Origin of the sequence: Streptomyces sp. HSG2 (genome assembly GCF_016598575.1) — a bacterium.
Taxonomy (GTDB): domain Bacteria; phylum Actinomycetota; class Actinomycetes; order Streptomycetales; family Streptomycetaceae; genus Streptomyces.
Genome location: NZ_CP066801.1, coordinates 2789009 through 2811995, shown reverse-complemented (window position 1 = coordinate 2811995; position 22987 = coordinate 2789009). Strand labels below are relative to the sequence as shown.

At 69.9% G+C, this 22987-nt stretch carries 26 protein-coding genes; 17 read left to right on the top strand and 9 right to left on the bottom strand.

All coding sequences use genetic code 11. From position 1 onward, the window contains the following. Positions 1-89 precede the first annotated feature (89 nt). The 5 genes from JEK78_RS11880 to pstB all read left to right on the top strand — a co-directional run bounded on the left by JEK78_RS11880 (position 90) and on the right by pstB (position 4845). Positions 90-467, top strand: a complete 378-nt coding sequence (locus tag JEK78_RS11880) for an NUDIX hydrolase (RefSeq protein WP_242483395.1) — start codon at positions 90-92, stop codon at positions 465-467. Between the two features lie 222 nt (positions 468-689). Next, complete coding sequence (gene pstS, locus JEK78_RS11875) at positions 690-1817, top strand: phosphate ABC transporter substrate-binding protein PstS (protein WP_200258300.1); 1128 nt, start codon at positions 690-692, stop codon at positions 1815-1817. Between the two features lie 132 nt (positions 1818-1949). Further along, positions 1950-2954, top strand: a complete 1005-nt coding sequence (pstC, locus tag JEK78_RS11870) for a phosphate ABC transporter permease subunit PstC (RefSeq protein ID WP_200258298.1) — start codon at positions 1950-1952, stop codon at positions 2952-2954. Further along, positions 2951-4015 carry a phosphate ABC transporter permease PstA gene (pstA, locus tag JEK78_RS11865; protein ID WP_200258296.1) on the top strand — a complete coding sequence of 355 codons (1065 nt, stop codon included), beginning with the start codon at positions 2951-2953 and terminating at the stop codon, positions 4013-4015. The genes pstC and pstA overlap by 4 nt, the downstream gene beginning before the upstream one ends. A 53-nt stretch (positions 4016-4068) precedes the next feature. Then, the gene (pstB, locus tag JEK78_RS11860; protein ID WP_200258293.1) at positions 4069-4845 is read left to right on the top strand and encodes a phosphate ABC transporter ATP-binding protein PstB; all 777 of its coding nucleotides are present in this window, start codon (positions 4069-4071) and stop codon (positions 4843-4845) included. 149 nt (positions 4846-4994) lie between these two features. On the opposite strand, the gene JEK78_RS11855 is transcribed toward pstB, so the two are convergent. Both JEK78_RS11855 and JEK78_RS11850 read right to left on the bottom strand, forming a co-directional pair. Next, entirely contained in the window at positions 4995-5993 is a 999-nt protein-coding gene (locus JEK78_RS11855; RefSeq protein WP_200258290.1) for an inorganic phosphate transporter, read from the bottom strand. A 9-nt stretch (positions 5994-6002) separates the two neighbouring features. Further along, positions 6003-6623, bottom strand: a complete 621-nt coding sequence (locus JEK78_RS11850) for a DUF47 family protein (protein ID WP_200258286.1) — start codon at positions 6621-6623, stop codon at positions 6003-6005. Positions 6624-6844: 221 nt separating this feature from the next. Between JEK78_RS11850 and JEK78_RS11845 the strand changes: the two genes are divergently transcribed. Beyond that, positions 6845-7189 (top strand): metal-sensitive transcriptional regulator, encoded by a 345-nt coding sequence (locus JEK78_RS11845; RefSeq protein ID WP_200258285.1) that lies wholly within the window; start codon positions 6845-6847, stop codon positions 7187-7189. A 4-nt stretch (positions 7190-7193) separates the two neighbouring features. Here the strand turns inward: JEK78_RS11845 and JEK78_RS11840 are convergent, their stop codons facing one another. Beyond that, entirely contained in the window at positions 7194-7370 is a 177-nt protein-coding gene (locus JEK78_RS11840) for a hypothetical protein (protein WP_200258284.1), read from the bottom strand. Positions 7371-7441: 71 nt separating this feature from the next. Beyond that, positions 7442-8308: a hypothetical protein gene (locus JEK78_RS11835; protein WP_200258283.1), complete on the bottom strand. Its 867-nt coding sequence runs from the start codon at positions 8306-8308 to the stop codon at positions 7442-7444. A 93-nt stretch (positions 8309-8401) separates the two neighbouring features. On the opposite strand from JEK78_RS11835, the gene JEK78_RS11830 reads away from it, so the two are divergent. Next, positions 8402-8578 (top strand): hypothetical protein, encoded by a 177-nt coding sequence (locus JEK78_RS11830; RefSeq protein ID WP_200264321.1) that lies wholly within the window; start codon positions 8402-8404, stop codon positions 8576-8578. A 154-nt stretch (positions 8579-8732) separates the two neighbouring features. On the opposite strand, the gene JEK78_RS11825 is transcribed toward JEK78_RS11830, so the two are convergent. From JEK78_RS11825 to JEK78_RS11810, 4 genes are all read right to left on the bottom strand, one after another. Further along, positions 8733-9452 carry a phosphatase PAP2 family protein gene (locus tag JEK78_RS11825; RefSeq protein ID WP_200258282.1) on the bottom strand — a complete coding sequence of 240 codons (720 nt, stop codon included), beginning with the start codon at positions 9450-9452 and terminating at the stop codon, positions 8733-8735. A gap of 198 nt (positions 9453-9650) precedes the next feature. Further along, on the bottom strand, positions 9651-10676 hold the full coding sequence (locus JEK78_RS11820; RefSeq protein ID WP_200258281.1) for an NlpC/P60 family protein: 1026 nt from the start codon (positions 10674-10676) through the stop codon (positions 9651-9653). A 196-nt stretch (positions 10677-10872) separates the two neighbouring features. Beyond that, entirely contained in the window at positions 10873-11334 is a 462-nt protein-coding gene (locus JEK78_RS11815) for an ATP-binding protein (protein WP_200258279.1), read from the bottom strand. A gap of 174 nt (positions 11335-11508) precedes the next feature. Continuing rightward, positions 11509-12710, bottom strand: a protein-coding gene (locus JEK78_RS11810) for an IS3 family transposase (RefSeq protein ID WP_200263920.1) whose coding sequence is annotated in 2 segments (ribosomal slippage) — positions 11509-12419 and positions 12419-12710 — 1203 coding nt in all. Because the reading frame shifts where the segments join, the coding sequence is not laid out codon by codon here. Positions 12711-12837: 127 nt separating this feature from the next. Here JEK78_RS11810 and JEK78_RS11805 point away from each other — a divergent pair. Continuing rightward, complete coding sequence (locus JEK78_RS11805; protein WP_200258276.1) at positions 12838-13689, top strand: helix-turn-helix transcriptional regulator; 852 nt, start codon at positions 12838-12840, stop codon at positions 13687-13689. Positions 13690-13698: 9 nt separating this feature from the next. Then, complete coding sequence (locus JEK78_RS11800; RefSeq protein ID WP_200258273.1) at positions 13699-14127, top strand: DUF397 domain-containing protein; 429 nt, start codon at positions 13699-13701, stop codon at positions 14125-14127. Positions 14128-14255: 128 nt separating this feature from the next. Here the strand turns inward: JEK78_RS11800 and JEK78_RS11795 are convergent, their stop codons facing one another. Beyond that, positions 14256-14606 carry an ATP-binding protein gene (locus JEK78_RS11795; protein ID WP_200258270.1) on the bottom strand — a complete coding sequence of 117 codons (351 nt, stop codon included), beginning with the start codon at positions 14604-14606 and terminating at the stop codon, positions 14256-14258. 124 nt (positions 14607-14730) lie between these two features. Between JEK78_RS11795 and JEK78_RS11790 the strand changes: the two genes are divergently transcribed. The 8 genes from JEK78_RS11790 to JEK78_RS11755 all read left to right on the top strand — a co-directional run bounded on the left by JEK78_RS11790 (position 14731) and on the right by JEK78_RS11755 (position 22982). Next, positions 14731-16473: an IS1182 family transposase gene (locus JEK78_RS11790; protein WP_200264119.1), complete on the top strand. Its 1743-nt coding sequence runs from the start codon at positions 14731-14733 to the stop codon at positions 16471-16473. 314 nt (positions 16474-16787) lie between these two features. After that, a complete protein-coding gene (locus JEK78_RS11785) occupies positions 16788-17633 on the top strand; it encodes a helix-turn-helix transcriptional regulator (RefSeq protein WP_200258268.1) in 846 nt (281 codons plus the stop codon). Positions 17634-17636: 3 nt separating this feature from the next. Next, positions 17637-18083 carry a DUF397 domain-containing protein gene (locus JEK78_RS11780; RefSeq protein WP_200258266.1) on the top strand — a complete coding sequence of 149 codons (447 nt, stop codon included), beginning with the start codon at positions 17637-17639 and terminating at the stop codon, positions 18081-18083. Then, positions 18059-18493, top strand: a complete 435-nt coding sequence (locus JEK78_RS11775) for a cytidine deaminase (protein WP_200258263.1) — start codon at positions 18059-18061, stop codon at positions 18491-18493. The genes JEK78_RS11780 and JEK78_RS11775 overlap by 25 nt, the downstream gene beginning before the upstream one ends. A gap of 309 nt (positions 18494-18802) precedes the next feature. Continuing rightward, the gene (locus tag JEK78_RS11770) at positions 18803-19111 is read left to right on the top strand and encodes a hypothetical protein (RefSeq protein WP_200264118.1); all 309 of its coding nucleotides are present in this window, start codon (positions 18803-18805) and stop codon (positions 19109-19111) included. Positions 19112-19307: 196 nt separating this feature from the next. Next, a complete protein-coding gene (locus tag JEK78_RS11765; protein ID WP_200258261.1) occupies positions 19308-20099 on the top strand; it encodes a hypothetical protein in 792 nt (263 codons plus the stop codon). Next, the gene (locus JEK78_RS11760; protein WP_200258259.1) at positions 20089-21429 is read left to right on the top strand and encodes a hypothetical protein; all 1341 of its coding nucleotides are present in this window, start codon (positions 20089-20091) and stop codon (positions 21427-21429) included. Before JEK78_RS11765 ends, JEK78_RS11760 begins: the two co-directional genes overlap by 11 nt. Next, the gene (locus tag JEK78_RS11755) at positions 21426-22982 is read left to right on the top strand and encodes an SCO6880 family protein (protein WP_200258257.1); all 1557 of its coding nucleotides are present in this window, start codon (positions 21426-21428) and stop codon (positions 22980-22982) included. The genes JEK78_RS11760 and JEK78_RS11755 overlap by 4 nt, the downstream gene beginning before the upstream one ends. Positions 22983-22987 lie beyond the last annotated feature (5 nt).

Genomic DNA, 22987 nt, shown 5'->3' with positions numbered 1-22987 from the left:
CGTCGCCCCGCCCGGCCCCCCGCCCCTTCGACACCGGCCCCGAACCGCCGGGGCGCGCCGGGCGCCCCGTCCACGCGGCGGGATGCGTCCTGTGGCGCCGTTCCGCGACGTCCGGCGCGCCGGAGCTCTGCCTGGTGCACCGACCCCGGTACGACGACTGGTCCCACCCGAAGGGCAAGCTCGAACGGGGCGAGGATCCGCTCTCGGGCGCCCTGCGCGAGGTGCGCGAGGAGACCGGGTGGACCGCGGTGCCGGGCGCCGAGCTGCCGTCCGCGTCGTACGCGGTGGGCGGGCGCCCCAAGCACGTCCGCTATTGGGCGGCGGAGGCCGTCGGGGGGGAGTTCGCGCCCTCGCGCGAGGTGGACCGGGTGCTCTGGCTGCCTCCGGAGGAGGCCAGGACAAGGCTCACCCGGGCGGAGGATCGTGCCCTGGTCGACGCGCTGCTCGCCGCCCTGGGTCTGGCATAGTCGCCCGGAATCTTCCCGTGTCCTTGCCGTAAGCGTTCCGTGACCTCACCGCACCGTCCCCATGGGTTCACCTTTCGTTCATTTTCGTCCACAAGCGGCTTCACCTGTTCTGCCTAATTTCGGCCTTACCCGATACGGGCGCACTCCGAAAGCGCGTACGTGTCAACCAGTCCTCGCACGCCGCCGCCTCCGCTCGGCGGCCACCGGAAGGAACTCCCTCTAGTGAAGCTTCAGCGCAAGAACCGGCGTGCCCTCGCTCTCGGCGCCCTCGCCGTCTCCGGCGCCCTGGCCCTCACAGCGTGCGGCTCCGACGAGACCGGCGGCGCCGCCGCCGAAGGGTCGTCCTCCTCCGCGCCGTCCGGGAACATCGACTGCGGGGACGCCAAGGGCCAGTTGCAGGCTTCGGGCTCCTCCGCGCAGAAGAACGCCATCGACGCGTGGGTCAAGCAGTACTCGGCCGCGTGCAAGGACGTCCAGGTCAACTACAACCCGACCGGCTCGGGGGCGGGCATCACCGCCTTCCTCCAGGGGCAGACCGCGTTCGCCGGTTCGGACTCCGCGCTGGACTCCGAGGAGATCGGGCAGTCCGCGAAGGTGTGCTCCGACGGCCAGGGGATCGACCTGCCGATGGTCGGCGGTCCGATCGCCGTCGGCTACAACGTCCCGGGCGTCGAGAACCTGGTCCTGGACGCGCCGACCCTCGCCAAGATCTTCGACAGCGGCATCGACAACTGGAACGACGAGGCCATCGCCGAGTTGAACCCGGACGCCGAGCTGCCGGACCTGAAGATCCAGGCGTTCCACCGCTCGGACGAGTCCGGCACGACGGACAACTTCACCACCTACCTCCAGGCCGCCGCCCCCGACGACTGGTCCTACGAGCCGAGCAAGTCCTGGGAGGCCGAGGGCGGCCAGTCCGCCCAGGGTTCCTCCGGCGTCGCCCAGCAGGTGAAGCAGACGGCGGGCGCCATCTCCTACATGGAGCTGTCCTACGCCAAGGACGACATGAGCACCGTCTCCATCAAGACCGAGGCCGCCGAGCCGGTCGCGGCCACCGTGGAGAACGCGACCGCCGCCATCGGCGCCGCCAAGATCGTCGGCCAGGGCCAGGATCTCGCCCTGGAGCTGGATTACACCCCGTCGGCCGAAGGCGCCTACCCGATCGTCCTGGTCACCTACGAGATCGTGTGCGACAAGGGCAACAAGGCGGACAGCCTGCCCGCCATGAAGTCCTTCCTCGGGTACGCCGCCTCGGAGGACGGCCAGGCCCTGCTGGCCGAGGCGGGCTACGCCCCCATGCCCGAGGAGATCATCACCAAGGTCCGGGACACCCTCTCGAACCTGAGCTGAACCGAGTGCGGGCCGCCCCCGACCGGGGACGGCCCGCACCGTCCGGTGCACCGCCGCCAGGAGTCGTCCGACACCCGGACGCCTCCACCCGAGCCGCCGCGTGGTCGACGGCTCAGCAGACCGGAGAACTCGATGGACATATCGACACAGACTTCCCACGATCGCCAGACCGGCCGACCACCGGCGTCCGGAGGTGGGCGCGGCACGCGTGGCGCCACCCGCCCCGGCGACCGCGTGTTCCTCGGGCTCTCCCGCGGGTCCGGCATCCTGGTACTGGTGATCATGGCCGCCATCGCGGCCTTCCTGACCTATCGCAGCGTGCTCGCCCTCGGCGACAACGAGGCGAACTTCTTCACCAGCTTCGCGTGGAACCCCAGTGGCGAACCCCCCGAGTTCGGCATCGCGGTGCTGGCGTTCGGCACGGTGGTCTCCTCGATCATCGCCATGGCCATCGCCGTCCCGATCGCCGTCGGCATCGCCCTGTTCATCACCCACTACGCCCCGCGCAGGCTCGGCGGTCCCATCGCCTACGTCGTCGACCTGCTCGCCGCGGTGCCCTCCATCGTCTACGGCCTGTGGGGCGCCCTCGTCCTGGTGCCGCACCTGGACGGCCTCTACGGCTGGCTCGACGACTACCTCGGCTGGACCGGCGTCCTGGAGTGGAACGGCGGAGCCCCGCGCTCGCTGTTCACCGTCGGCATCCTGCTGGCGATCATGATCCTGCCGATCATCACCAACGTGAGCCGTGAGGTGTTCCGGCAGGTCCCGCAGACCCACGAGGAGGCGGCCCTGGCTCTCGGCGCCACGCGCTGGGAGGTCATCCGCATGTCGGTGCTGCCGTTCGGCCGCTCCGGCGTCATCTCCGCCTCCATGCTCGGTCTGGGCCGCGCGCTGGGCGAGACGATGGCGGTGGCCATGGTGCTCTCCCCGAGCTTCGACATCAACGCCAGTCTGCTCGACCCGGGCGGGGGCACCTTCGCCCAGAACATCGCCAGCAAGTTCAACGAGGCCACCGTCACGGGCCGGGACGCCCTGATCGCCTCCGGCCTGGTCCTCTTCGTCATCACCCTGCTGGTCAACGGCGCGGCCCGCATGATCATCGCCCGCCGCAAGGAGTACTCGGGGGCCAACGCATGAGCCACTCATCCCTCACCGACAAGCGCCCCGGATCACTGCGCGGGGCCACCCTGCCCAAGTGGTTCCCCTGGGCCGTCGCCGCCGGTTCCGTCGCCCTCGGCCTGGGCGTCAGCGCCGCCGCCGGCCTCCGCAGCGACGTGCAGTGGGCGCTGATCGCGGCCGTGCTGTTCGTCGTCGGCTCCTACGCCGTCTCGGCGCGCGTCGAGGGGGCCCGCCAGGCCAAGGACCGCACGGCCACCAGCCTGGTCTGGGTGGCCTTCGTGATGGCCGTCATCCCGCTCGCCTCCCTGATCTGGGAGACGGTCAAGCGCGGCGTGAAGGTCCTCGACGTCTATTTCCTCACCCACTCCATGGGCGTCGTCGCCGACACCGAGCCCGGCGGCGGCATCTACCACGCCATCCTCGGCACCCTGGAGCAGGTCGGTCTCGCCACGGTGATGTCCGTGCCGGTCGGCGTGCTGACGGCCGTCTACCTCGTCGAGTACGGGCGCGGCAGGCTGGCCAAGGCCATCACCTTCTTCGTCGACGTGATGACCGGCATCCCGTCGATCGTCGCCGGTCTGTTCGTCCTCAGCGTCTGGATCCTGATGATGGGCATGGGCCCCTCCGGCTTCGCCGGCTCCCTCGCCCTGACGATCCTGATGATCCCGGTGGTGGTCCGCTCCACCGAGGAGATGCTCAAGCTCGTCCCGAACGAACTGCGCGAGGCGTCCCTGGCGCTGGGCGTCCCCAAGTGGCGCACCATCCTGAAGGTGGTCCTGCCGACCTCCATCGGGGGCATCACCACGGGCGTGATGCTGGCCATCGCCCGCATCACCGGCGAGACCGCCCCGGTGCTGCTGCTGGTCTGGGTCACCAACTTCATCAACGCCAACCCGTTCCAGGACCCGCAGGCGTCACTGCCGATGTACATCTATCTGCAGTACGCCAACAGCGGCGGGTCCGGCGCGGCCTACGACCGGGCCTGGGCGGCGGCGCTGACGCTCATCGTGTTCATCATGATCCTCAACCTGGCGGCACGTGCCATCGCCCGCTGGAAGGCTCCCAAGACCGGTCGCTGACGCGGCCAGCACCACCAGTCAGCGACTCGGACCCGAAAGAAGCAGTGATTCCCATGGCCAAACGCATCGATGTCAGCGGCCTCAACGCCTACTACGGCTCCTTCCTGGCCATCGAGGACATCTCGATGACCGTGGAGCCCCGCTCCGTGACCGCCTTCATCGGCCCTTCCGGCTGCGGCAAGTCCACCTTCCTGCGCACCCTCAACCGGATGCACGAGGTCACCCCGGGCGGGCGTGTCGAGGGCAAGGTCATGCTGGACGACGAGAACCTCTACGGCGCCGGCGTCGACCCGGTCGCGGTGCGGCGCGAGGTCGGCATGGTCTTCCAGCGCCCGAACCCCTTCCCCACCATGTCCGTCTACGACAACGTGGCGGCGGGTCTCAGGCTCAACGGCAAGTACCGCAAGTCCCAGCTGGACGAGATCGTCGAGCGGTCGCTGCGCGGCGCCAACCTGTGGAACGAGGTCAAGGACCGGCTGAACAAGCCCGGCTCGGGTCTGTCCGGCGGGCAGCAGCAGCGACTGTGCATCGCCCGCGCCATCGCCGTCGAGCCCGACGTGCTGTTGATGGACGAGCCCTGCTCCGCCCTGGACCCGATCTCCACCCTCGCCATCGAGGACCTGATCGGCGAACTGAAGGAACGGTTCACGATCGTCATCGTCACCCACAACATGCAGCAGGCCGCGCGCGTGTCGGACCGGACCGCCTTCTTCAACCTGGCGGCGGTCGGACAGCCGGGCAAGCTGATCGAGATCGACGAGACGGAACGGATCTTCTCCAACCCGTCGGTCCAGGCCACGGAGGACTACATCTCCGGGCGCTTCGGCTGATCCCGAGGCACCCCTCGATCCCCTCGCGGTGCTGCATGGCGGTGCCACCGTGAGGAGGGCACGGCCCGCCCTCGGCTCCCGAGGGCGGGCCCGTCCGCGTTGGAGGAGGGCGCCGACGTCCGAGCCGCCCCGACGACCGCGCCGGCACCTCAGAGAGCCAGCAGGTTCACCAGCCCGAAGGCCAGGGCGGCGACCACCGCGGCGGCCGGCATCGTGATGAACCACCCGACGACGATGTTCCGGGCGACCCCCCAGCGGACCGCGTTCACCCGCTTGGTGGCGCCCGCGCCCATGATCGAGGACGTGATCACGTGGGTGGTGGAGATCGGCGCGTGGAAGAGGAACGCCGACCCGAACATGATCGTGGCACCCGTGCTCTCCGCGGCGAACCCCTGCGGCGGCTCCAACTCGATGATCTTCCGCCCGAGCGTGCGCATGATCCGCCACCCGCCGGCGTAGGTACCGGCGGACAACATGACCGCGCAGGCGACCTTCACCCACACCGGGATCGGGTCCCCCTGGTTCTGGACGTCGGCGATGACCAGCGCCATCACCACGACGCCCATCGTCTTCTGCGCGTCCTGAAGGCCGTGACCGAGCGCCATGGCGGCGGCGGAGACCGTCTGCGCTATCCGGAAACCGCGCTTGGCCTTGTGAGGGTTGGCCCGCCGGAACGCCCACAGGATGGCCGTCATCACGCCGTAGCCGGCGGCCAGCCCGACCAGCGGGGACACCACCATCGGGATGATGATCTTGTCGATCACGCCGCTCCAGTACACCGCCGTGCCGCCGGCCAGCGCGGCACCCACCATGCCTCCGAACAGCGCGTGCGAGGACGACGAGGGCAGCCCGAAGTACCAGGTGATCAGATTCCACACGATCGCGCCCACCAGGGCGGCGAAGAGGATGCCCATGCCGGTGGAGCCCCGGGGCGTCTCGATCAGCCCCTCGCTGACCGTGCGGGCCACCCCGGAACCGAGGAAGGCGCCCGCGAGGTTCATCACCGCCGCCATCAGCAACGCCACCCGCGGCGTGAGCGCCCGCGTCGAGACCGAGGTGGCGATGGCGTTGGCGGAGTCGTGGAAGCCGTTGGTGTAGGTGAAGAAGAGCGCGACCCCGATGGTCACGACCAGCGCGAAGGTGTCCATGGACGGGCCTCAGGACTCCTTGACCGCGATGGTCTCCACCGTGTTCGCCACGTGCTCGAAGGCGTCGGCGGCCTCTTCGAGGACGTCGACGATCTGCTTGAGCTTGAGTACCTCGATGGCGTCGAACTTGCCGTTGAAGAGGTGGGCGAGCAGCTTGCGGTGGATCTGGTCGGCCTGGTTCTCCAGCCGGTTGACCTCGATCCAGTACTCGGTGAGGTTGTCCATCGTGCGAAGGTGCGGCATGGCCTCCGCCGTGAGCACCGCAGCCCGGGCGAGCACCTCGATCTGCTGCTCGACCCCCTTGGGAAGCCGCTCGATGTTGTAGAGGACGACCAGGTCGACGGCCTCCTCCATGAAGTCCATGATGTCGTCGAGCGAGGAGGCCAGCGCGTAGATGTCCTCCCGGTCGAACGGCGTGATGAAGGAGGAGTTCAGCTGGTGGAAGATCGCGTGGGTGGCGTCGTCGCCCGCGTGCTCCGCGGCCCGCATCCGCTCCGCGATCTCGCCTCGGGCGGAGGCGTCCGCGCCGAGCAGTTCCATCAGAAGCTTCGAGCCCGTGACGATGTTGTCCGCGGACGCCGCGAACATGTCGTAGAAGCTCGTCTCCCTGGGGGTCAGACGAAAGCGCACGTGGGGTCCTCGGGATGCTTCGGTTGCGGGTGAGGCCGATGCTAGGCGCATCGCCCGGCCTGGGGTATCGGGCCCTCCCCCAGTGTCGCCCATCGGAGGGCCCGTCGAGCAGGGGGGCGGGCCGGGAACACCACTCCCGTCCGCGCGACCACGCGGAGAAGTTCGGTACCATATACCCGGCAGGGGTATATGTCGCCCCATGTCCCACCGAGGAGGACGCGATGACGACCACCGAGGCCGGCACCGGTGCCCCCGCCCCCTCCGAGGCGGGCCACGACACCGGGGTCCACGGCTACCACGAGCGGAAGGACGAACACCTCAAGCGGCTGCGCCGGATCGAGGGCCAGATCCGAGGCCTCCAGCGGATGGTCGACGAGGACGTCTACTGCATCGACATACTGACCCAGGTGTCCGCCTCGACCAAGGCGCTCCAGTCCTTCGCGCTGCAACTCCTGGAGGAGCACCTGCGCCACTGCGTCGCCGACGCCGCGCTCAAGGGCGGCGCGGAGATCGACGCCAAGGTGGAGGAGGCCACGAAGGCCATCGGCCGACTGCTGCGGACCTGACGCGTCAGGAATCCGCCTCCGGCTCCCGCTCCTCGGTCACCCTGAGCACCTCGTCGATACTCCGCAGACTGAGCCGATCCCGGGCCGCGGACGCCGCGATCATCAGCTCTCCGCACAGCTCGATCTCGGCGAGGGCCACGTGGTCCTGCACCGCCGTACCGCCGACCGGAGCCACACGCATCACCTCGTCTCTGCCGCCACCGAACTCCTAGGGTAAGGAGCGGTCCGCGCGCCGCGCATGGCACGGAAGGGCTAGTCCTCGCGCGTCGACTCCTCCGCGATCCGCCCGGCGTAGATGTCGCCCGCCTCCGGGAGCCGGACGGTGACGGGCGCGCCGAAGTCGAACAGCAGCGTGGTCGACGCCACGGCGACCGTACCCCCCGCCGCCCCGTTGGTATAGCTGAACCGGTGTCTGATCTTGCGAACCAACCCCTCGTCGTCGACGTAGGCGTCGAAGGGCACCTGTTCGCTGGCGAACCCCTCGGCAGCCGCGGCGAGGGGCTCGCGGTGCTCCGCCAGGGCCGCCCTCGCCGCCCGCGCCAGGTCGGCCGTGCCCCGGAAGTGCCGGACCGGCTCCCCGCCCACCCGGTCCCGACCGACATACGTCACACCCCACGCGCCGCGCAGCACCTCGGCGGCGGCGAGCGGATCGGTCGCCCCACCGGTGACCAGATTGCCGTCCGGCAGGGTGGTGGTGTCCACCCGCACCCACTTGTCCTCCGGCACCCCGGCACCCCGGTTCTTCATGAACAGGGCGCCCGGTGCCAGCAGTTCGGTGATCGGCCGCCGCGTATCCCGGCCGGATGGGTCCTCCGGAAGCAACACCCTGAGCCGTCCCCGCCGGGAGACGTAGTCGTACACCCCCTCGCCCCGGATGGTCACCCGGGTCCCGCCGCTGGCCATCTCCAGCTCCGTACGCGCCCGCGAGGCGCCCGCCGCGACCAACCGGTCGCCGGCCCGGTGCAGCAGATCCGCCGGGTCCTCGCCACCGGCGCCCTGGGCCACGGCCCCGGTGCCCTGGGCCACGGCCCCGGTGCCGGAGCAACCGCCGACCGCCGCCCCGACACCGACCACGAGCCCCGCCAGCAGGGCGGTCCCCCGCGCTCTCGCCCAGCTCATCGCCTGCCTACCCCCAGCCGTCGGGTCCGTTCCGGGTCCTGTGCCCCTCGTCCCGGCTAACGACGGCCGGGCGAGAGCGGTAACGTTGTCGGCGTGGCACAGCGGGACGGCCTTGACGCCCCGGGGCACATCCCGGAGCACACGACGACGATGATCGAGCGGGGCCCCTTCTGCCTCGCCCAGTGCACCTGCGGCTGGAGCGGCCCGGCGCGCCGGGCCAGAAGCCTCGCCCGCACCGACGCCCGCACCCACACCGACTCGCCCGGCTGAGCACGTGCCTGCGGCGGTCGGGCCCCTCAGGGGCTCCGTTCGGGCGACCCGCCCCTCCCCCCTCGTGTCGGTGGCCCCTCACTCGTCGGAGTGAGGGGCCACCGGCCGCTTGTCGAGCGCGTCGTACTCGCGACGCGTACCGCCCGGGTACCTCCTACGCGGCCCGGTCCGGCGCTCGATCCCGGTCCTCGACCGCGCGCGGCGACCCCGTGTCGAAGGTCGCGGCACCGTCGTCGCCGCCCGGCCCCCGCACATCGGCCCGGACCAGCCAACCGGCGCGCGGCGACCGCTCGATCGTCCTCGTCAGCGGGGTCAGCAGCGCAGCCGCGACCGGGGCGAGCAGCAACGCCACGGCCGTGCCCAGCGCGAATCCCCCCAACACGTCCGTCGGGTAGTGCACCCCCATGTAGACCCGGCTGAACCCGCCGAGCAGACCCAGCACGATGCCGAAGATCCCGAAACGCCGGTTGGCGACGAACAACGCCACCCCCATCGCCATCGTCAACGTGGCGTGGTCGCTGACGAAGGAGTAGTCCTCCTTGCCGGAGATCAACACCTCCAAGCCGTCGTGGTCGTAGAACGGCCTCGGCCGCTCGACCAGCGCCCGGATCGGGACGTTGACCAACACCGCGATCGCCGCCGAGAGCGGCACCCAGATCAGGGCGGCCACGGTGACCGCCGCGTCCTCGCCCCCCCGCCGTCGAGTGGACGCCCAACACCACAGCACCAGGACCACCATGGCGAGAAGGAGCCCGTACTCCCCCACGAACTCCATGACCCGGTCGAACCAGTCGGGCGCGGCCCGAGCCAGACCGTTGATGTCGTACAACAACTCGACGTCGGGGTTCGACCCGGAGTCGGCGAGTCCAGCCATGCGCTGCGGCCCCTTCGTCCTTCACAGTCCACACCGGCCGCATCGCCGGTGGGCACGCCTCTTCCCATCACCCCGTGGATCGCGGAGACGCCGCGCGGGCTCTCCACGCCGAAAGGAACGCACGGCCGGCGCCGTTCCGTTCCACGGTCCACGGAATGATCACCGAGACGTTACCGAAGGGAGACGAGTCCCAGCAGCTCAGGAGGGTGCCGCCACGGTGACCGGGAAGGTGGTGGGCAGCGCTTTCGCGCCATCCTCGGTCACCCGGGTGGCCCCGAAGTAGTCAGGCGTGTCGATCGGGTCGAACCGGATCACGGCGCCCGTACGTGGCGCGTCGATCATGTACCCGCCGCCCACGTAAATGCCCACATGCCGGATGGCCCGTGAATCGGTGAGATCGTCGGAGAAGAACACCAGATCTCCCGGCAACAGTTCGTCCCGATCGGGGTGCGGCCCCGCGTTGTACTGGTCGTTGGCGACCCGGGGCAGTTCGATCCCCACACTTCGGTAGGCCGCCTGGGTCAACCCCGAGCAGTCGAAGCGTCCTTGCTGCTCAGCGGTGCCGGTGCCACCCCACAGATACAGGGTGCCGAGCTTCTTCTGCGCGTAGCCGATGGCGCCGGCCGCCTGTACGGACGGACCGAGACGCCCCTCCGGCGCGGCGAAGCTGCTCTCCAGGGCGAGGATGCGCCGGACGTACTCCCGCGTCTCACGGTACGGCGGCACCCCCTGGTACCGGATCACCGCATAGGCCCCCGCGTTGTACGAGGCCAGCATGTTTTCGGTCGGATTCCCGCCGACGTCCTTCACATAGGACGCCAAGGCGCAGTCGTACGAAGCGGCGGACGGGATCGCGTCGTTCGGATCCCATACGTCCCGGTCGCCGTCGCCGTCCCCGTCGATGCCGTGCGTCGCCCACGTCCCGGGGATGAACTGCGCGATTCCCTGCGCGTCGGCGTGACTCCGCGCTCGCGGGTTGAACCCGCTCTCCTGGTAGAGCTGTGCGGCGAGCAGGGCCGGACTGATCTCCGGGCAGAGGTTCCCCCAGGTCTGCACCAACTCCTGATAGGCCGCCGGCACGGAACCGGCCGCGAGGTTCTTGGACCCCGTGCCCCCGCCGTTCAGGACCGACGCGGCGACCACGTAGACACCGACGACGAGCAGCAACACCATGCCCATGCCCGCCGCGGCGACCGCCCCTGCGACAACCCACACCTTCCGCATGGCTCAACCCTCCCCCACCCGGACGCCTTCCGGTACGGCTCCCGAACATGTCGCCGGAACCTCGTCGGGCTCCGGCACCCCATCGTCCTACACACCGTCACCTCCCAGAGGGGCGCGCCCTCGTGCATCGTGGCGTCACCCGCGCACGGCGACCGCCGGAGGCGTTCACGGGCGTCCCGGACCACCCCCCGCCGCCTCACCCCGCGCCCCGCGGCCTCCCGGGAGAGGAACGGCACTCCGCCCACAGCAGCTTGCCGCCCCGCGAGGACTCGCCCCCCGACCCCTCCAGCACCCGGCCCCCGATGTCGTCCGCACAGGCACGAACCAGCGCCAGACCCCGTCCACCCTCCGCCTCCCCGGACACCCACTCGACCCGACCCCCACGACGGAACCCGACCGGAACCCGGGGGTCCGTGTCCCAGACCCCGACACGCACCCGACCCGGCAGACACGAAGAGACACTCAGGGCATAGGGACCCGACGTGTGGCACTGCGCGTTGGCCAACAACTCCGCCGCCACCACCTCCGCCGTCGACGCCACGGCATCCCGACCCCGCGCCGCCAAAGCCGCGCGAAGCATCACGCGACCGATCCCCGGCGAGCGCGGATCACGAGGAAGATGAAGGGTGTATTCCCAGGACGGGTCTACGGTGGTCATGGAAGTCTCCGTCGACTACGCACAGTTGGAAACCTGCGGGAACACCCAGTGGCCTGCCGATCCGTCGACCGGTGCGCTTCTGGGCAGTGGAGCGCCAAGGCACAAGCTAACAACCGCGGGCAAAGATATTTAGCCTATTGGGACCGGGCCTTGACCCCGAATCCTGGACACGGGCTATGCGGCTTGAGCCAGCGTAGTTGATGTTGCGGCGAGTGCCGTCTCGTAGGCGATCGGGCTGCGTTGTCCGAGTCGTGAGTGGCGGCGTCGGGTGTTGTAGCGGTTCAGCCATCGGAAGGCGTCGAGCCGGGCTTCGCGCTCGCTGGACCAGCTCTTGCGGCCTTGGAGGGTTTCCCGCTTGAACGTCGCGTTGAAGGACTCGGCCAGCGCGTTGTCCGCCGAGCTGCCGACCGCGCTCATGGACTGGCGGACACCGGCCTTCGCGCAGGCGTGGGCGAAGGCCCGACTGGTGTATTGCGCCCCGTGGTCGCTGTGCATGACGGCCCCCGCGAGGCTGCCGCGGGTCCGTATCGCCGCGTCCAGGGCATCGGTGACGAGCTCGGTCCGCATGTGATCGGCCAGCGCCCATCCGGCCAGGCGGCGCGAGGCGAGGTCGATGACCGTGGCGAGATAGAGGAACTTCCCACCGTCCAGCGGGAGATACGTAATATCGCCGGCATACCTGGTGTTCGGCTCCGTGGCGGTGAAGTCCCGGCCGATCAGGTCGGGCGCCTTCGCGGCGGCCGGGTCCGGGACCGTGGTGCGGTGTCTGCGGCGCAGGCGCGTCCCGGCGATACCGGCAGTGCGCATGAGGCGGGCGACGCGCTTGTGGTTGACGCGCTCACCGTCCTCGCGGAGCTCGGCGGTGATCCTGGGGACACCGTAGGTGCCGTCCGACTCCCGGTGGACGGTTTGGATCCGTGCGGCGAGCTGGGCGTCGGCCGCCCGGCGGGCCGCCCGGTCCGGTGCGGTCCGGCGCCAGTAGTAGAAGCTGGAGCGGGCGATGCCCAGGACCTGGCACAACCGCTTCACGCCGTATCGGCGCTGGTGGTCGCAGACGAACTGGAAGCGGTTCACCAGCGCGTCTCCCCGGCGAAATACTTCGCGGCCTTCCGCAGGAGCTCGCGTTCCTCCTCCAGCTCGCGGATCTTCTTCCGCGCGGCGGCGAGCTCTGCCTGAAGCGAAGACTCCGGCACCGCCGGACCCTCCGGGCGGCGGCCACGGGGACGGGCGGCACCGGCCGCCCGGATCCAGTTCCTCAGCGTCTCCGGGTTGACCCCCAGATCAGCGGCGACCGACTTGATCGTCGCCCCGGGCCGCGACTCGTACAGCGCGACCGCGTCCGCCTTGAACTCAGGCGGGTAGTGCTTCATGACCACGGGACATCCGTTCTCCTGGACCTTCAAGATCCAAGTGTCTCGGGTGTCCAGGATCCGGGGTCAAGGCCCACCTATAACTAGGTCTTCCATTCATTCGAGTGACAAGTGGTACGGAGGAACGACGAGGATGGCCGTGAGAACCCAACCCACGGCGCGACAACTCCGCCTCGGTGCCGAGCTACGCAAGCTCAGGGAGTCCGCCGGACTGACATCCACGGCGGCGGCCCAGCTCCTGGGTATCAAGCAAGCCCAGGTCAGCAACATGGAGTCCGGCCGCCTCCCGGTCAGCGCCGACCGGGTGCGAGCAATGGCGGATGCCTACGAGTGCCTCGACGGAGGACTCGTCGAGGCACTGGCGGGGATGACCGGCGAACGACGGCGAGGCTGGTGGGAGGAGTACCGGAGCCTCCTCCCCTCCGGGCTGCTGGACTTGGCCGAACTGGAGCACCACGGCACCGAGCTTCGCACGGCACACGTATCGGGCATCCCCGGACTCCTCCAGACCGTCGACTATGCCCGAGCGGTGTTCCGGCAGGTCGTGCCGGAACTGTCCCCACCGGAGATCGAGCACCGCGCCTCCTTCCGCATCAGGCGCCAGGCCCTGCTGTTCCGTGCGAGCCCGCCTCCGTACCGGGCCGTCATCCACGAAGCCGCCCTTCACATGATGTTCGGGGGGCGAGGTGTCGCGTCGGAGCAGCTGGGCCACTTGCTGGACATGGGGCGCCGCCCGGACATCCGGATCCGTGTGGTGCCCTTCGACGCTGGTGGCTACCCCGGAGCGGGCCAGCCCATCTACTACGTCCATGGGACGGCTCCGCCACTGGACACAGTCCAGCTCGACCAGTCACACGGGATCACCCTGCTGCACGCGCGAGCCCAGCTCGACAAGTACCACAAGGTCCTGGACCGCCTGTGGGCGCTGAGCCTGGAGGAAGACGACTCCCACGAGCTGATCCGTTCGCTCGGCCGACGCATCTGAGAGGTAGTCATGCACGTGAGGTCCTGGCAGAAGTCCTCCTACTGCGGCGAGGGCGAGTCCTGCCTCCACGTCGCCGCGTCCCCCGATCACCACGTCCGACTCACCGAGAGCAGCGACCCCAGCGGCGCGATACTCACCCTCACCCCCGCCGCCTTCGAGAACCTCATAGCCGCCCTGAAGTCGCACACCACCCCCACCAGCGTCACCATCGCCCCCGCGCACGACCACGACGCCGCCCTGCGCATCCACCACCCCCACGCCCCCACACCCACCACCATCACCACCACCCCCCGGAAATGGCACGCCTTCGCCCTGGGAGCGCGCGCCGGCGAATTCGACCACCTCCTCGCTCCGCTCCGACCCAACGCGCCGACCGGCACCGCACCCAGCCCCCACCACCACACCCACCCTGGTACATCGCCGGCGCGTGCGGAGTGACCACATCGGCCTCGGCCACCCGCCCGTTCGCTCTCCGGCCGCCGCCGTTCGATCCGGCGGCTCGCGGGCACCGGACGCGGCGACCCGGATCCACCCCGCCCTCGGGCCACCCGGCCGCACGGACCACCTCACCCAGGCGAGGGCTCCCCGTGCCCCCGGAGGGTGGAACGGCACTCCGCCCACAGCAGCTTGCCGCCCCGCGAGGACTCGCCCCCCGACCCCTCCAGCACCCGGCCCCCGATGTCGTCCGCACAGGCACGAACCAGCGCCAGACCCCGTCCACCCTCCGCCTCCCCGGACACCCACTCGACCCGACCCCCACGACGGAACCCGACCGGAACCCGGGGGTCCGTGTCCCAGACCCCGACACGCACCCGACCCGGCAGACACGAAGAGACACTCAGGGCATAGGGACCCGACGTGTGACACTGCGCGTTGGCCAACAACTCCGCCGCCACCACCTCCGCCGTCGACGCCACGGCATCCCGACCCCGCGACTCTGTTGCGCATTTTGCTGCGGGGTCCTCGTCGGGTCGGGGATGATCGTTCCGTTGGGTCCTGCCGGGTTGTTGCGGGGCCCGGGGAGGACGGTGCTCGGTGTCGATGCGGCCGCAGGGGTTACCAGAGGTTCCGGAGTTGACGGCGGCGGTGGCCGCGGTGGTGTTCCCGGACGGCTCGCTGGCGATGCGGGTTCGGGAGGAGTTGGCGGGGGTGTTCGCGGACGAGCCGTTCGCGGAGGCGTTCGGTGCGCGCGGGCCGGCGGGATTGTCGCCGGGGATGCTGGCGCTGGTCACGGTGTTGCAGTTCGCGGAGAACCTGACCGACCGGCAGGCCGCGGAGGCGGTGCGTGAGCGCCTGTCGTGGAAGTACGCGCTGGGACTGGAGTTGACCGACACCGGTTTCGACTTCACGGTGCTGGCGAGGTTCCGGGCTCGGCTGGTCGAGCACGGCATGGAGCGCTTGGTCTTCGACCGGCTGCTGGAGCACTGCCGCGGCAAGGGCCTGGTCGGCGCGGGCGGGAAACAGCGCACGGACTCCACGCACGTGATCAGTGCGGTGCGGGACCTGAACCGTCTGGAGCTGGCCGGGGAGAGCGTGCGCGCGGTGCTGGAGGCGCTGGCCGGTGCGGCGCCGTCCTGGCTGGCGGGCCGGTTCGGGGCTGAGCGGGTCGCCGAGTGGGAGCTGCGGTATGCGGCCCGCGTGGATTCCTGGCGGCTGCCGTCGTCGAAGACCAGGCGGGACCGGCTCGCCGAGGTCTACGGGCAGGACGCGCTCGTGCTGCTGCGCGCCGTGCGCGAGCCGGATGCCCCCGCTTGGCTGCGCGAAGTGGAGCCGGTGGAGTTGCTGCGGCGGATCTTCGTGCAGACCTACCACGTCACCTGCAACGCCCGGGGACGGGAGGTGGTCAGGAAGCGGGAGGCCGACAGTGACGGCGTCCCGCCCGGACAACTGCGGCTCGCCTCGCCCTACGACGCGGATGCCCGCTGGTCGGCGAAGGGAGACGAGCTGTTCTGGTGCGGCTACAAGGTCCACCTCACCGAGACCTGCGACAACGACAACGGCACTGACGGTGCGGGCGGCACTGACGGCACCGCTCCCGCCGCGGCCGGCGCCCCGCACCTGATCACGGACGTGGCCACCACCGCCTCGACCGCGCCGGACGTGACTGCCACCGCCGCCATCCAGCACCGCCTGGCCGAACGCCAGGTCAAGCCGGGCGAGCACTACCTCGACTCCGGCTACCCCTCCGCCGACCTCGTCACCGACGCGGCCCGCGACGGCATCACCATGATCACCCCGCTCCTCGGCGACCACTCCCGCCAGGCACGGGAGGCCGAGGGCTTCGACAAGGCCGCGTTCCGGATCGACTGGAACACCCGCCAGGTGACCTGCCCCGAGGGCAGCACCAGCACCGGCTGGTATCCCGTGCAACAGCACGGCCGCGACGCCATCGTGATCGCCTTCGCCGGCGGTGACTGCCGCCCCTGCCCCTCCCGCGAGCGGTGCACCGCTGCCGTCCGCGGCAATCGCATGCTCACCCTGCGGCCCCGCGAGGTCCACGAGCACGTCACCGCCGCCCGCGCCGAGCAGAAGAGCGACACCTGGCAGGCCAAGTACGCCCTGCGTGCAGGTGTCGAGGGCACCATCAACCAGGCCCTCGACGTCACCGGGATGCGCCGGGCCCGCTACCGCGGCCTGCCCAAGGTCACCCTCCAACACGCCTTCTCCGCCACCGCGATCAACATCATCCGGCTCGACGCCCACTGGGCCAGCCGCCAGCCCCACCGCACCAGACGATCCTGGACAAGCCGCCTGTCCCGCCTCGTCTACCAACTCGCCGCGTAGCACCAGCCAAAATGCGCAACAGAGTCCCCCGCGCCGCCAAAGCCGCGCGAAGCATCACGCGACCGATCCCCGGCGAGCGCGGATCACGAGGAAGATGGAGGGCGTATTCCCAGGACGGGTCTACGGTGGTCATGGAAGTCTCCGTCGACTACGCACAGTTGGAAACCTGCGGGAACACCCAGTGGCCTGCCGATCCGTCGACCGGTGCGCTTCTGGGCAGTGGAGCGCCACCTGCAACATAGAGACACTTCTTCCCCGGCGCCAGATAAGAACTTAGATGTCTCCCTTGTGGGTGAAGGGAAAGGAGAGGGCGCGTGAGAAGCAGCCCGACGGGTCGCCACATCCGTCTGGGTACCGAGCTGCGCAAGCTGCGCGAGGCAGCAGGACTGACCTCCACACAGGTCAGTCGCCTCCTCGGCGTGCGACAGAACCAGGTCAGCAATCTGGAGGCGGGGCGCGCAGGAGTGAGCCCCGAACGCATCCGCGCCCTCGCGGACCACTACGGCTGCGAGGACCGGACACTGGTCGAGGCATTGGGCGCCATGGCCACCGAACGGACGCGGGGATGGTGGGAGGAGTACCGAGGCACACTGCCGACCTGCTTGTTGGACTTGGCCGAGGTCGAGCACCACGCGACCGGGCTGCGAGCCGTGGTGACCCTGCACATTCCGGGCCTCCTGCAGACGGCCGAGTACGGCCGCGAGGTCTTCCGGCAGGACGTGCCCCGAATGCCGCCTCACGAGATCGAGCACAGGGTCTCGTTTCGGGTCAAGCGTCAGGCAGTGCTCTTCGGAGACTCCCCCACGCCTCACAGAGTCGTCATCCACGAGGCGGCGCTCCACACGCGTCTCGGCAGCCCGAGCGTCATCCGCGACCAGCTCAGACATTTGGTCGAGATGAGCGAACAAGATCACATCGCCGTGCGTGTACTCACATTCGACGCAGGCTCACTGCCCGGATCCGGCCAGCCCTTCTACTACTCCAGCGGCCCGGTGCCTCAACTCGACACCGTGCATCTCGACCAGTCCCACGGTCCGGTGTTTCTCGACGCCCCGGCACAACTCCACAAGTACGACGCTCTCCTCGATCGCCTGGAGTCGAACGCACTTCCAGCCACCACGTCCCGGGACCTCATCCACAAGATCGCACAGGAAGTGTGACACATGGACACGATACGAACCCGCTGGCAGAAGTCCTCCTACTGCGCTCAGGGAGATTCCTGCCTCCACGTCGCCGCGTCCCCCGATCACCACGTCCGACTCACCGAGAGCAGCGACCCCAGCGGCGCGATACTCACCCTCACCCCCGCCGCCTTCGAGAACCTCATAGCCGCCCTGAAGTCGCACACCACCCCCACCAGCGTCACCATCGCCCCCGCGCACGACCACGACGCCGCCCTGCGCATCCACCACCCCCACGCCCCCACACCCACCACCATCACCACCACCCCCCGGAAATGGCACGCCTTCGCCCTGGGAGCGCGCGCCGGCGAATTCGACCACCTCCTCGCCCGTCGCCCATCACAGAGCGGCTCGACCACCGACCCCGGGTCCAGCCCCACACCCACACCTTCACGAGACCCGCGATGCCTCCGTCAACCGACCCCGTAGACCACGAACTCGTCCGCACAGCGTCACACCTCGCGGCCACCCGATGTCATGGAGAGAACCACACGATGGCTGCTGCCGCCCGCGCGCGGGACGGCAGGATCATCACCGCCCTGAACGCCTACCACTTCACCGGCGGCCCCTGCGCGGAACTGGTCCTGATCGGCGCCGCGGCGGCCCAAGGCGCCTACGAACTCGACGTGATCGTCGCCTCCGGGGACCGTCGACGTGGCGTGGTCCCCCCGTGCGGTCGCTGCCGCCAAGTCCTTGTGGACTACTTCCCGACCCTGAAGGTCATCGTCGAGACGGACGGCGGCCTGCGGAGCGTGCCCGTGGCGGACCTGCTGCCGGTCGGGTACGTCTGGGCCGACCATCAGCTCGACAGCCAGGTGGCCGCCGCCCCGGACGCCTGAGGAGAACCCCCGCCCGAGATGGCCGGAGCCCTGCGGCCCACGGACGAGCCGGCTGTGTGACGACCAGCCGGCGACATCATTGCTCGTGGTAATCACCTGTGGTACACAGAGTGACCATACGACTCTTCACCCACCGCCCCCCGCCGCCCCGAACGGCCCAGACGGGAGCCGGTGGGTGAACTTCTCCGAGAAACCCGCCCGGCAATGGCGTCAAGTCGACATCCGACCGCGCCGGCGTCGGCGAGAATGGAGCGTGACCTCTGCACCGGGCAGAGGGCGTGGAACTACCCGACTGGGGCGGTGACTTACATGTTCTTTGCGGCCGACGAAGGCGACATCAACACCATTATCGGCGGGATCGCTCCGGATTGGGGCCCCTTCGGCACACTGGGCAACGAGGCCAAGGTCATGATCGAGGTCGTGATGGCCGTGGCGATCCTGATCTGTCTCGGCATCGCCATCTGGGGCGCCGCGAAGCAGCGGATCGGCGCCACCGCCCTGCGCGACACCTTCAGCGCCGAACAGGGCAAGGGACTGATCATCGCCGGTCTCACGGGCGTGTTCATCATCGGCTCCCTCGGAACGCTGTTCACCATCGTCTACGGCATGGCGGTCTAGCGCCGCCCGGCGGTCCGGGCAGCCCTCCCCCGCTCACTCCTCCCCCACCCGCACACAGTGCCCCCCGCTGAGGTTGTGTCCCCCTGATGTCGAGTCACCACACCGCGTCCACGCGGGAACCAGCACGGCTACCGTCGTACTACCACGGCAGCGGCTTCGAGCAGTTTCCGAACGACGGCGAGGGGGCTTACACGGCATGAGTCTCGGAGACGAGCAAGGGGCCTCACACGGGTACGGCGGGACCGGCCAGACCCGGACCCGGCTACCCGATCCGGGCGTGCGCAGAACGGGGCGGTCGTCGCGGGGCACAGTGACGGTGGTCGGTGTCGTCGTGTTGTTGATCGCCGCCATCGCCTTCGCCAACCGTGGGGGAGACGGCCCGACAGAGCCGTCGGTGGCCACGGACAAGCCCGAGGCGGCACCCACCGCGCCCAGCGGAGCCCTCCCGGTCGCGACCGGCTTCGCCCGCGACGAGCAGGGCGCGCAGAGCGCGGCGGCGAACTACGCGGTGGCTTTGGGATCGGCCGACATGTTCGACGAGTCGAAGCGACATGCCATCGTCGGCGCCGTATACGCCCCGGAGGTGTCAACCGCACGACGTGAGGCCTTGGACAAGGCTTACGCGAGCAAGGAGTTCCTCACCAGGATCGGGCTCTCCGAGGACGGAACCGCACCGTCGGGTCAGACCTTCGTGTCCCGTGTCATTCCGGTGGGAACCAAGGTCACCGAGTTCACGAGGGATCAAGCAACCGTCGAACTCTGGTACACCTCGCTCTTCGGCCTCTCCGGGGACAAGGCCGTCACCCCGGTCACCGAGAGCTGGTACACCACGACGTACCAGCTCACCTGGGCCGACGAGGACTGGAGGATTACGGACTTCGAGCAGACGGACGGCCCAGTGCCGGTCAGGCGCGATCAGCGAGCCTCGACAGCCGACGACATGACCAAGGCCGTCGAGGAGTACGGAGGCTTCACCTATGCGCGCTAGCCGAAGCCGAGCTCTCAAAGGCGCGGTGGCTCTGGCCGCCGTACAGACAACGGTCGTGTCCCTGGCCCCACAGGCCACCGCGGAACCCACGCCCGACCCCAGTCCAACACCGTCGTCAAGTGACAACCCCTGTGATCTGATTCGCGGCCCCGCCAAGGAGTTCTGCGAGCGGGGCGGCGGCACCGGTGGAGGCGGGGGCGGGACGCTGGACGGGCCGGCCTCCGCGATCGATCCGCTCTCCGCCCTGGCCAAGGGCTGCGCCGAGGCCGCCGCCTGGACGATCGACAAGCTGAGCACCGCCGTAAGCGAGACGGCCGAGGTCGACTACACCAACCCCACCTTCCTCCAGCAGTACGCCGTCGTCTTCGCCGCCTCGACGATCCTGACGCTGCTTCTGTGGCTCCTGGCCGTCGCCAAGCGGGCGGTTCGGGGGGTGCCGTTGACGACCGCGTTGTCGGAGGCGGTCGGGTTCCTCTGGCTCACCGTGCTGGCGTCCGCCTTCACCCCGCTGATCCTGTACACGGTGGTGTCGGCGACGGACGGTGTCACCGACGTGCTCGCCCAGGCGACCGGGGACCAAACGGACGCCTTCTTCGGTACGTTCTCGTCGGCCCTGGAGAAGGGCGAGAGCATCGGCGGCGGCCCGATCATGCTGATCGTCGTCTCGCTGGTGTCGATCCTCGCCGCCGGGGTCCTCTGGCTGGAGCTGGTGATCCGGGCCGCGCTGCTCTACGTCGGGGCACTGCTGGGAACGGTGGTCTACGCGGGACTGGTCGACAAGAACCTGTGGGGGCACGTCCGACGCTGGGCGGGCATCATGATCGCCGTCATCCTGGTCAAGCCCGTCATCGTCATCGTCCTCGGACTGGCCGGCGCGCTGTCCGCCGACGACGGGCCGGACGCCTTCTCGGCGGTGGTCTCGGGCCTGGCCATCATCCTGCTCGCCATCTTCGCCTCGGCGATGATCTACCGCTTCGTCCCCGGGTTCGGCGACGAGATCGCCAATTCCCGGAACAACCGGCTCATGCAGGGTGCCGAGGGCAAGGCCGCCGCGGTGATGAGTTCCCCGGCCACCCTGGTGGCCCAGGGGATCAAGGCGCACAGCTCCCGAGGCCAGCAGGGCGCGGACAGCGGGTCCGGCGGCGGGTCGCCGCGCCCCGCCAACCCGGCCTCCGGTGGCGTCGCCGCGCACGGCGATCGAGGGTCGAGCGGCGGGGGCACCGTGGTGGCGCCGCCCGCGCCCGCGCCCCGGTCGGGCAGTCCGGTGAACACGCCGCACGCCGGTTCCCGCAACAGCGACACCCGAAGCTCAGGAGGTGAGGGGCGTTGACGACCGAGTCTCACCTGTCCCATCCGGTCACGCCCCGCCGTTCGTATCTGATCGGTCGGGCCCGGCCGAACGCGGTGATCGGGCGCAATCGCGAGACCGGCGAGATCGCGCTGATCGTCGTGGGGGCTTTCCTCGGCATGATGTGCGGGCTCCTGGTGCCCCATCTGACCCTGCGCATCGTGCTGCTGACCGGCTTCCCGCTGCTCGCGCTCGCCGCCGTCTACATGCCCTACCGGCAACGGACGTTCTACCGGTGGTTCGAGATCAACCGCGGCTACCGCCGGACCCTGCGTCGGGGGGCGACCTACCGTTCCGGCGCGGCCGAGGCCGGGACCCGGCTGGACGGGCGGGAGGTCGAGGTGGGGCCTCCCCCCGGCATCGGTCGGATCACCTGGCTCTCGGCGCCGTTCGGTCCTGACGAGATCGCCGTGTTGCTCCACGCGGACCGGAAGACGGTGACCGCCGCCCTCGAGATCGAGGGCCCCGGGGTGGGCCTGCGCGACTCCGAGGACCAGGAAGCGCTGGTCGACCGCTTCGGCACCCTCCTGAAGCACGTCGCCAACGGGGACGGCTTCGTGACCCGGCTCCAGATGCTCGCCCGCACCCTGCCGGCGGACCCGGACGCCCACGCCAAGGACGTCGCCGTGCGTGGGGACGACCGGGCGCTGCCCTGGCTCCGCGACTCCTACGACCAGTTGCAGTCGATGGTGTCCACCAGCAGCGAGCAGCACCGCGCCTACCTGGTGGCCTGTATGCACCACAGCCGCGATCTGGCCGCCGAGGCGCACGCCATGGCCCGCGCCGCCCGTCCGGCGCGCGGGCGGGCGGACCGGGACGCCGGCCTCGCGGTGGTGATGGCCCGCGAGCTGACGGACATCTGCTCCCGGCTCCAGGAAGCCGACATCCGCGTCCGGCAGCCACTCGGCCAGGGTCGGCTCGCCTCGCTGATCCACTCCATGTACGACCCGGACCACCCCATCGACCACATCCAGGCGATGACCCGCCGGAACACCTGGCCCGCGGAGCTGGACGCGACCGAGCCCACCTACCTTCAGGCCAAGACCCGCGAGTCCGCCACCCGCGCCCCCTGGTGCCACGCCACCGCCTGGGTCAAGGAGTGGCCGATGACCCCGGTCGGCGTCAACTTCCTGGCCCCCCTGCTCGTCCACACTCCGGACGTCATCCGCACGGTCGCCGTCACGATGGATCTGGAGCCGACCGAGGTGGCCATCGAGCGGATGCTCACGGAGAAGACCAACGACAGCGCGGAGGCGTCCCGGGCCGCCAAGATGAACCGCACCGTCGACCCACGCGACCTCGCCGCGCACAGCCGGCTCGACCAGCGCGGCGAGGATCTCGCCAGCGGAGCCGCCGGCGTCAATCTGGTCGGCTACCTCACCGTCTCCGCCCGCACCCCCGAAGCGCTCGGTCGCGACAAGCGGACCATCCGGGCCTCGGCCGGCAAGTCGTACCTGAAGCTGGAGTGGTGCGACCGCGAGCACCACCGCGCCTTCGTGAACACCCTCCCGTTCGCCACCGGCATCCGAAGGTAGGGGCT

Bases quoted from the DNA above. Each gene is read 5' to 3' on its own strand.
- pstC (WP_200258298.1), top strand. From the start codon at position 1,950: ATGGACATATCGACACAGACTTCCCACGATCGCCAGACCGGCCGACCA.
- pstA (WP_200258296.1), top strand. From the start codon at position 2,951: ATGAGCCACTCATCCCTCACCGACAAGCGCCCCGGATCACTGCGCGGG.
- pstB (WP_200258293.1), top strand. From the start codon at position 4,069: ATGGCCAAACGCATCGATGTCAGCGGCCTCAACGCCTACTACGGCTCC.
- JEK78_RS11855 (WP_200258290.1), bottom strand. From the start codon at position 5,993: ATGGACACCTTCGCGCTGGTCGTGACCATCGGGGTCGCGCTCTTCTTC.
- JEK78_RS11845 (WP_200258285.1), top strand. From the start codon at position 6,845: ATGACGACCACCGAGGCCGGCACCGGTGCCCCCGCCCCCTCCGAGGCG.
- JEK78_RS11840 (WP_200258284.1), bottom strand. From the start codon at position 7,370: ATGCGTGTGGCTCCGGTCGGCGGTACGGCGGTGCAGGACCACGTGGCC.
- JEK78_RS11835 (WP_200258283.1), bottom strand. From the start codon at position 8,308: ATGAGCTGGGCGAGAGCGCGGGGGACCGCCCTGCTGGCGGGGCTCGTG.
- JEK78_RS11825 (WP_200258282.1), bottom strand. From the start codon at position 9,452: ATGGCTGGACTCGCCGACTCCGGGTCGAACCCCGACGTCGAGTTGTTG.
- JEK78_RS11820 (WP_200258281.1), bottom strand. From the start codon at position 10,676: ATGCGGAAGGTGTGGGTTGTCGCAGGGGCGGTCGCCGCGGCGGGCATG.
- JEK78_RS11815 (WP_200258279.1), bottom strand. From the start codon at position 11,334: ATGACCACCGTAGACCCGTCCTGGGAATACACCCTTCATCTTCCTCGT.
- JEK78_RS11805 (WP_200258276.1), top strand. From the start codon at position 12,838: ATGGCCGTGAGAACCCAACCCACGGCGCGACAACTCCGCCTCGGTGCC.
- JEK78_RS11800 (WP_200258273.1), top strand. From the start codon at position 13,699: ATGCACGTGAGGTCCTGGCAGAAGTCCTCCTACTGCGGCGAGGGCGAG.
- JEK78_RS11790 (WP_200264119.1), top strand. From the start codon at position 14,731: ATGCGGCCGCAGGGGTTACCAGAGGTTCCGGAGTTGACGGCGGCGGTG.
- JEK78_RS11780 (WP_200258266.1), top strand. From the start codon at position 17,637: ATGGACACGATACGAACCCGCTGGCAGAAGTCCTCCTACTGCGCTCAG.
- JEK78_RS11775 (WP_200258263.1), top strand. From the start codon at position 18,059: ATGCCTCCGTCAACCGACCCCGTAGACCACGAACTCGTCCGCACAGCG.
- JEK78_RS11770 (WP_200264118.1), top strand. From the start codon at position 18,803: ATGTTCTTTGCGGCCGACGAAGGCGACATCAACACCATTATCGGCGGG.
- JEK78_RS11765 (WP_200258261.1), top strand. From the start codon at position 19,308: ATGAGTCTCGGAGACGAGCAAGGGGCCTCACACGGGTACGGCGGGACC.
- JEK78_RS11760 (WP_200258259.1), top strand. From the start codon at position 20,089: ATGCGCGCTAGCCGAAGCCGAGCTCTCAAAGGCGCGGTGGCTCTGGCC.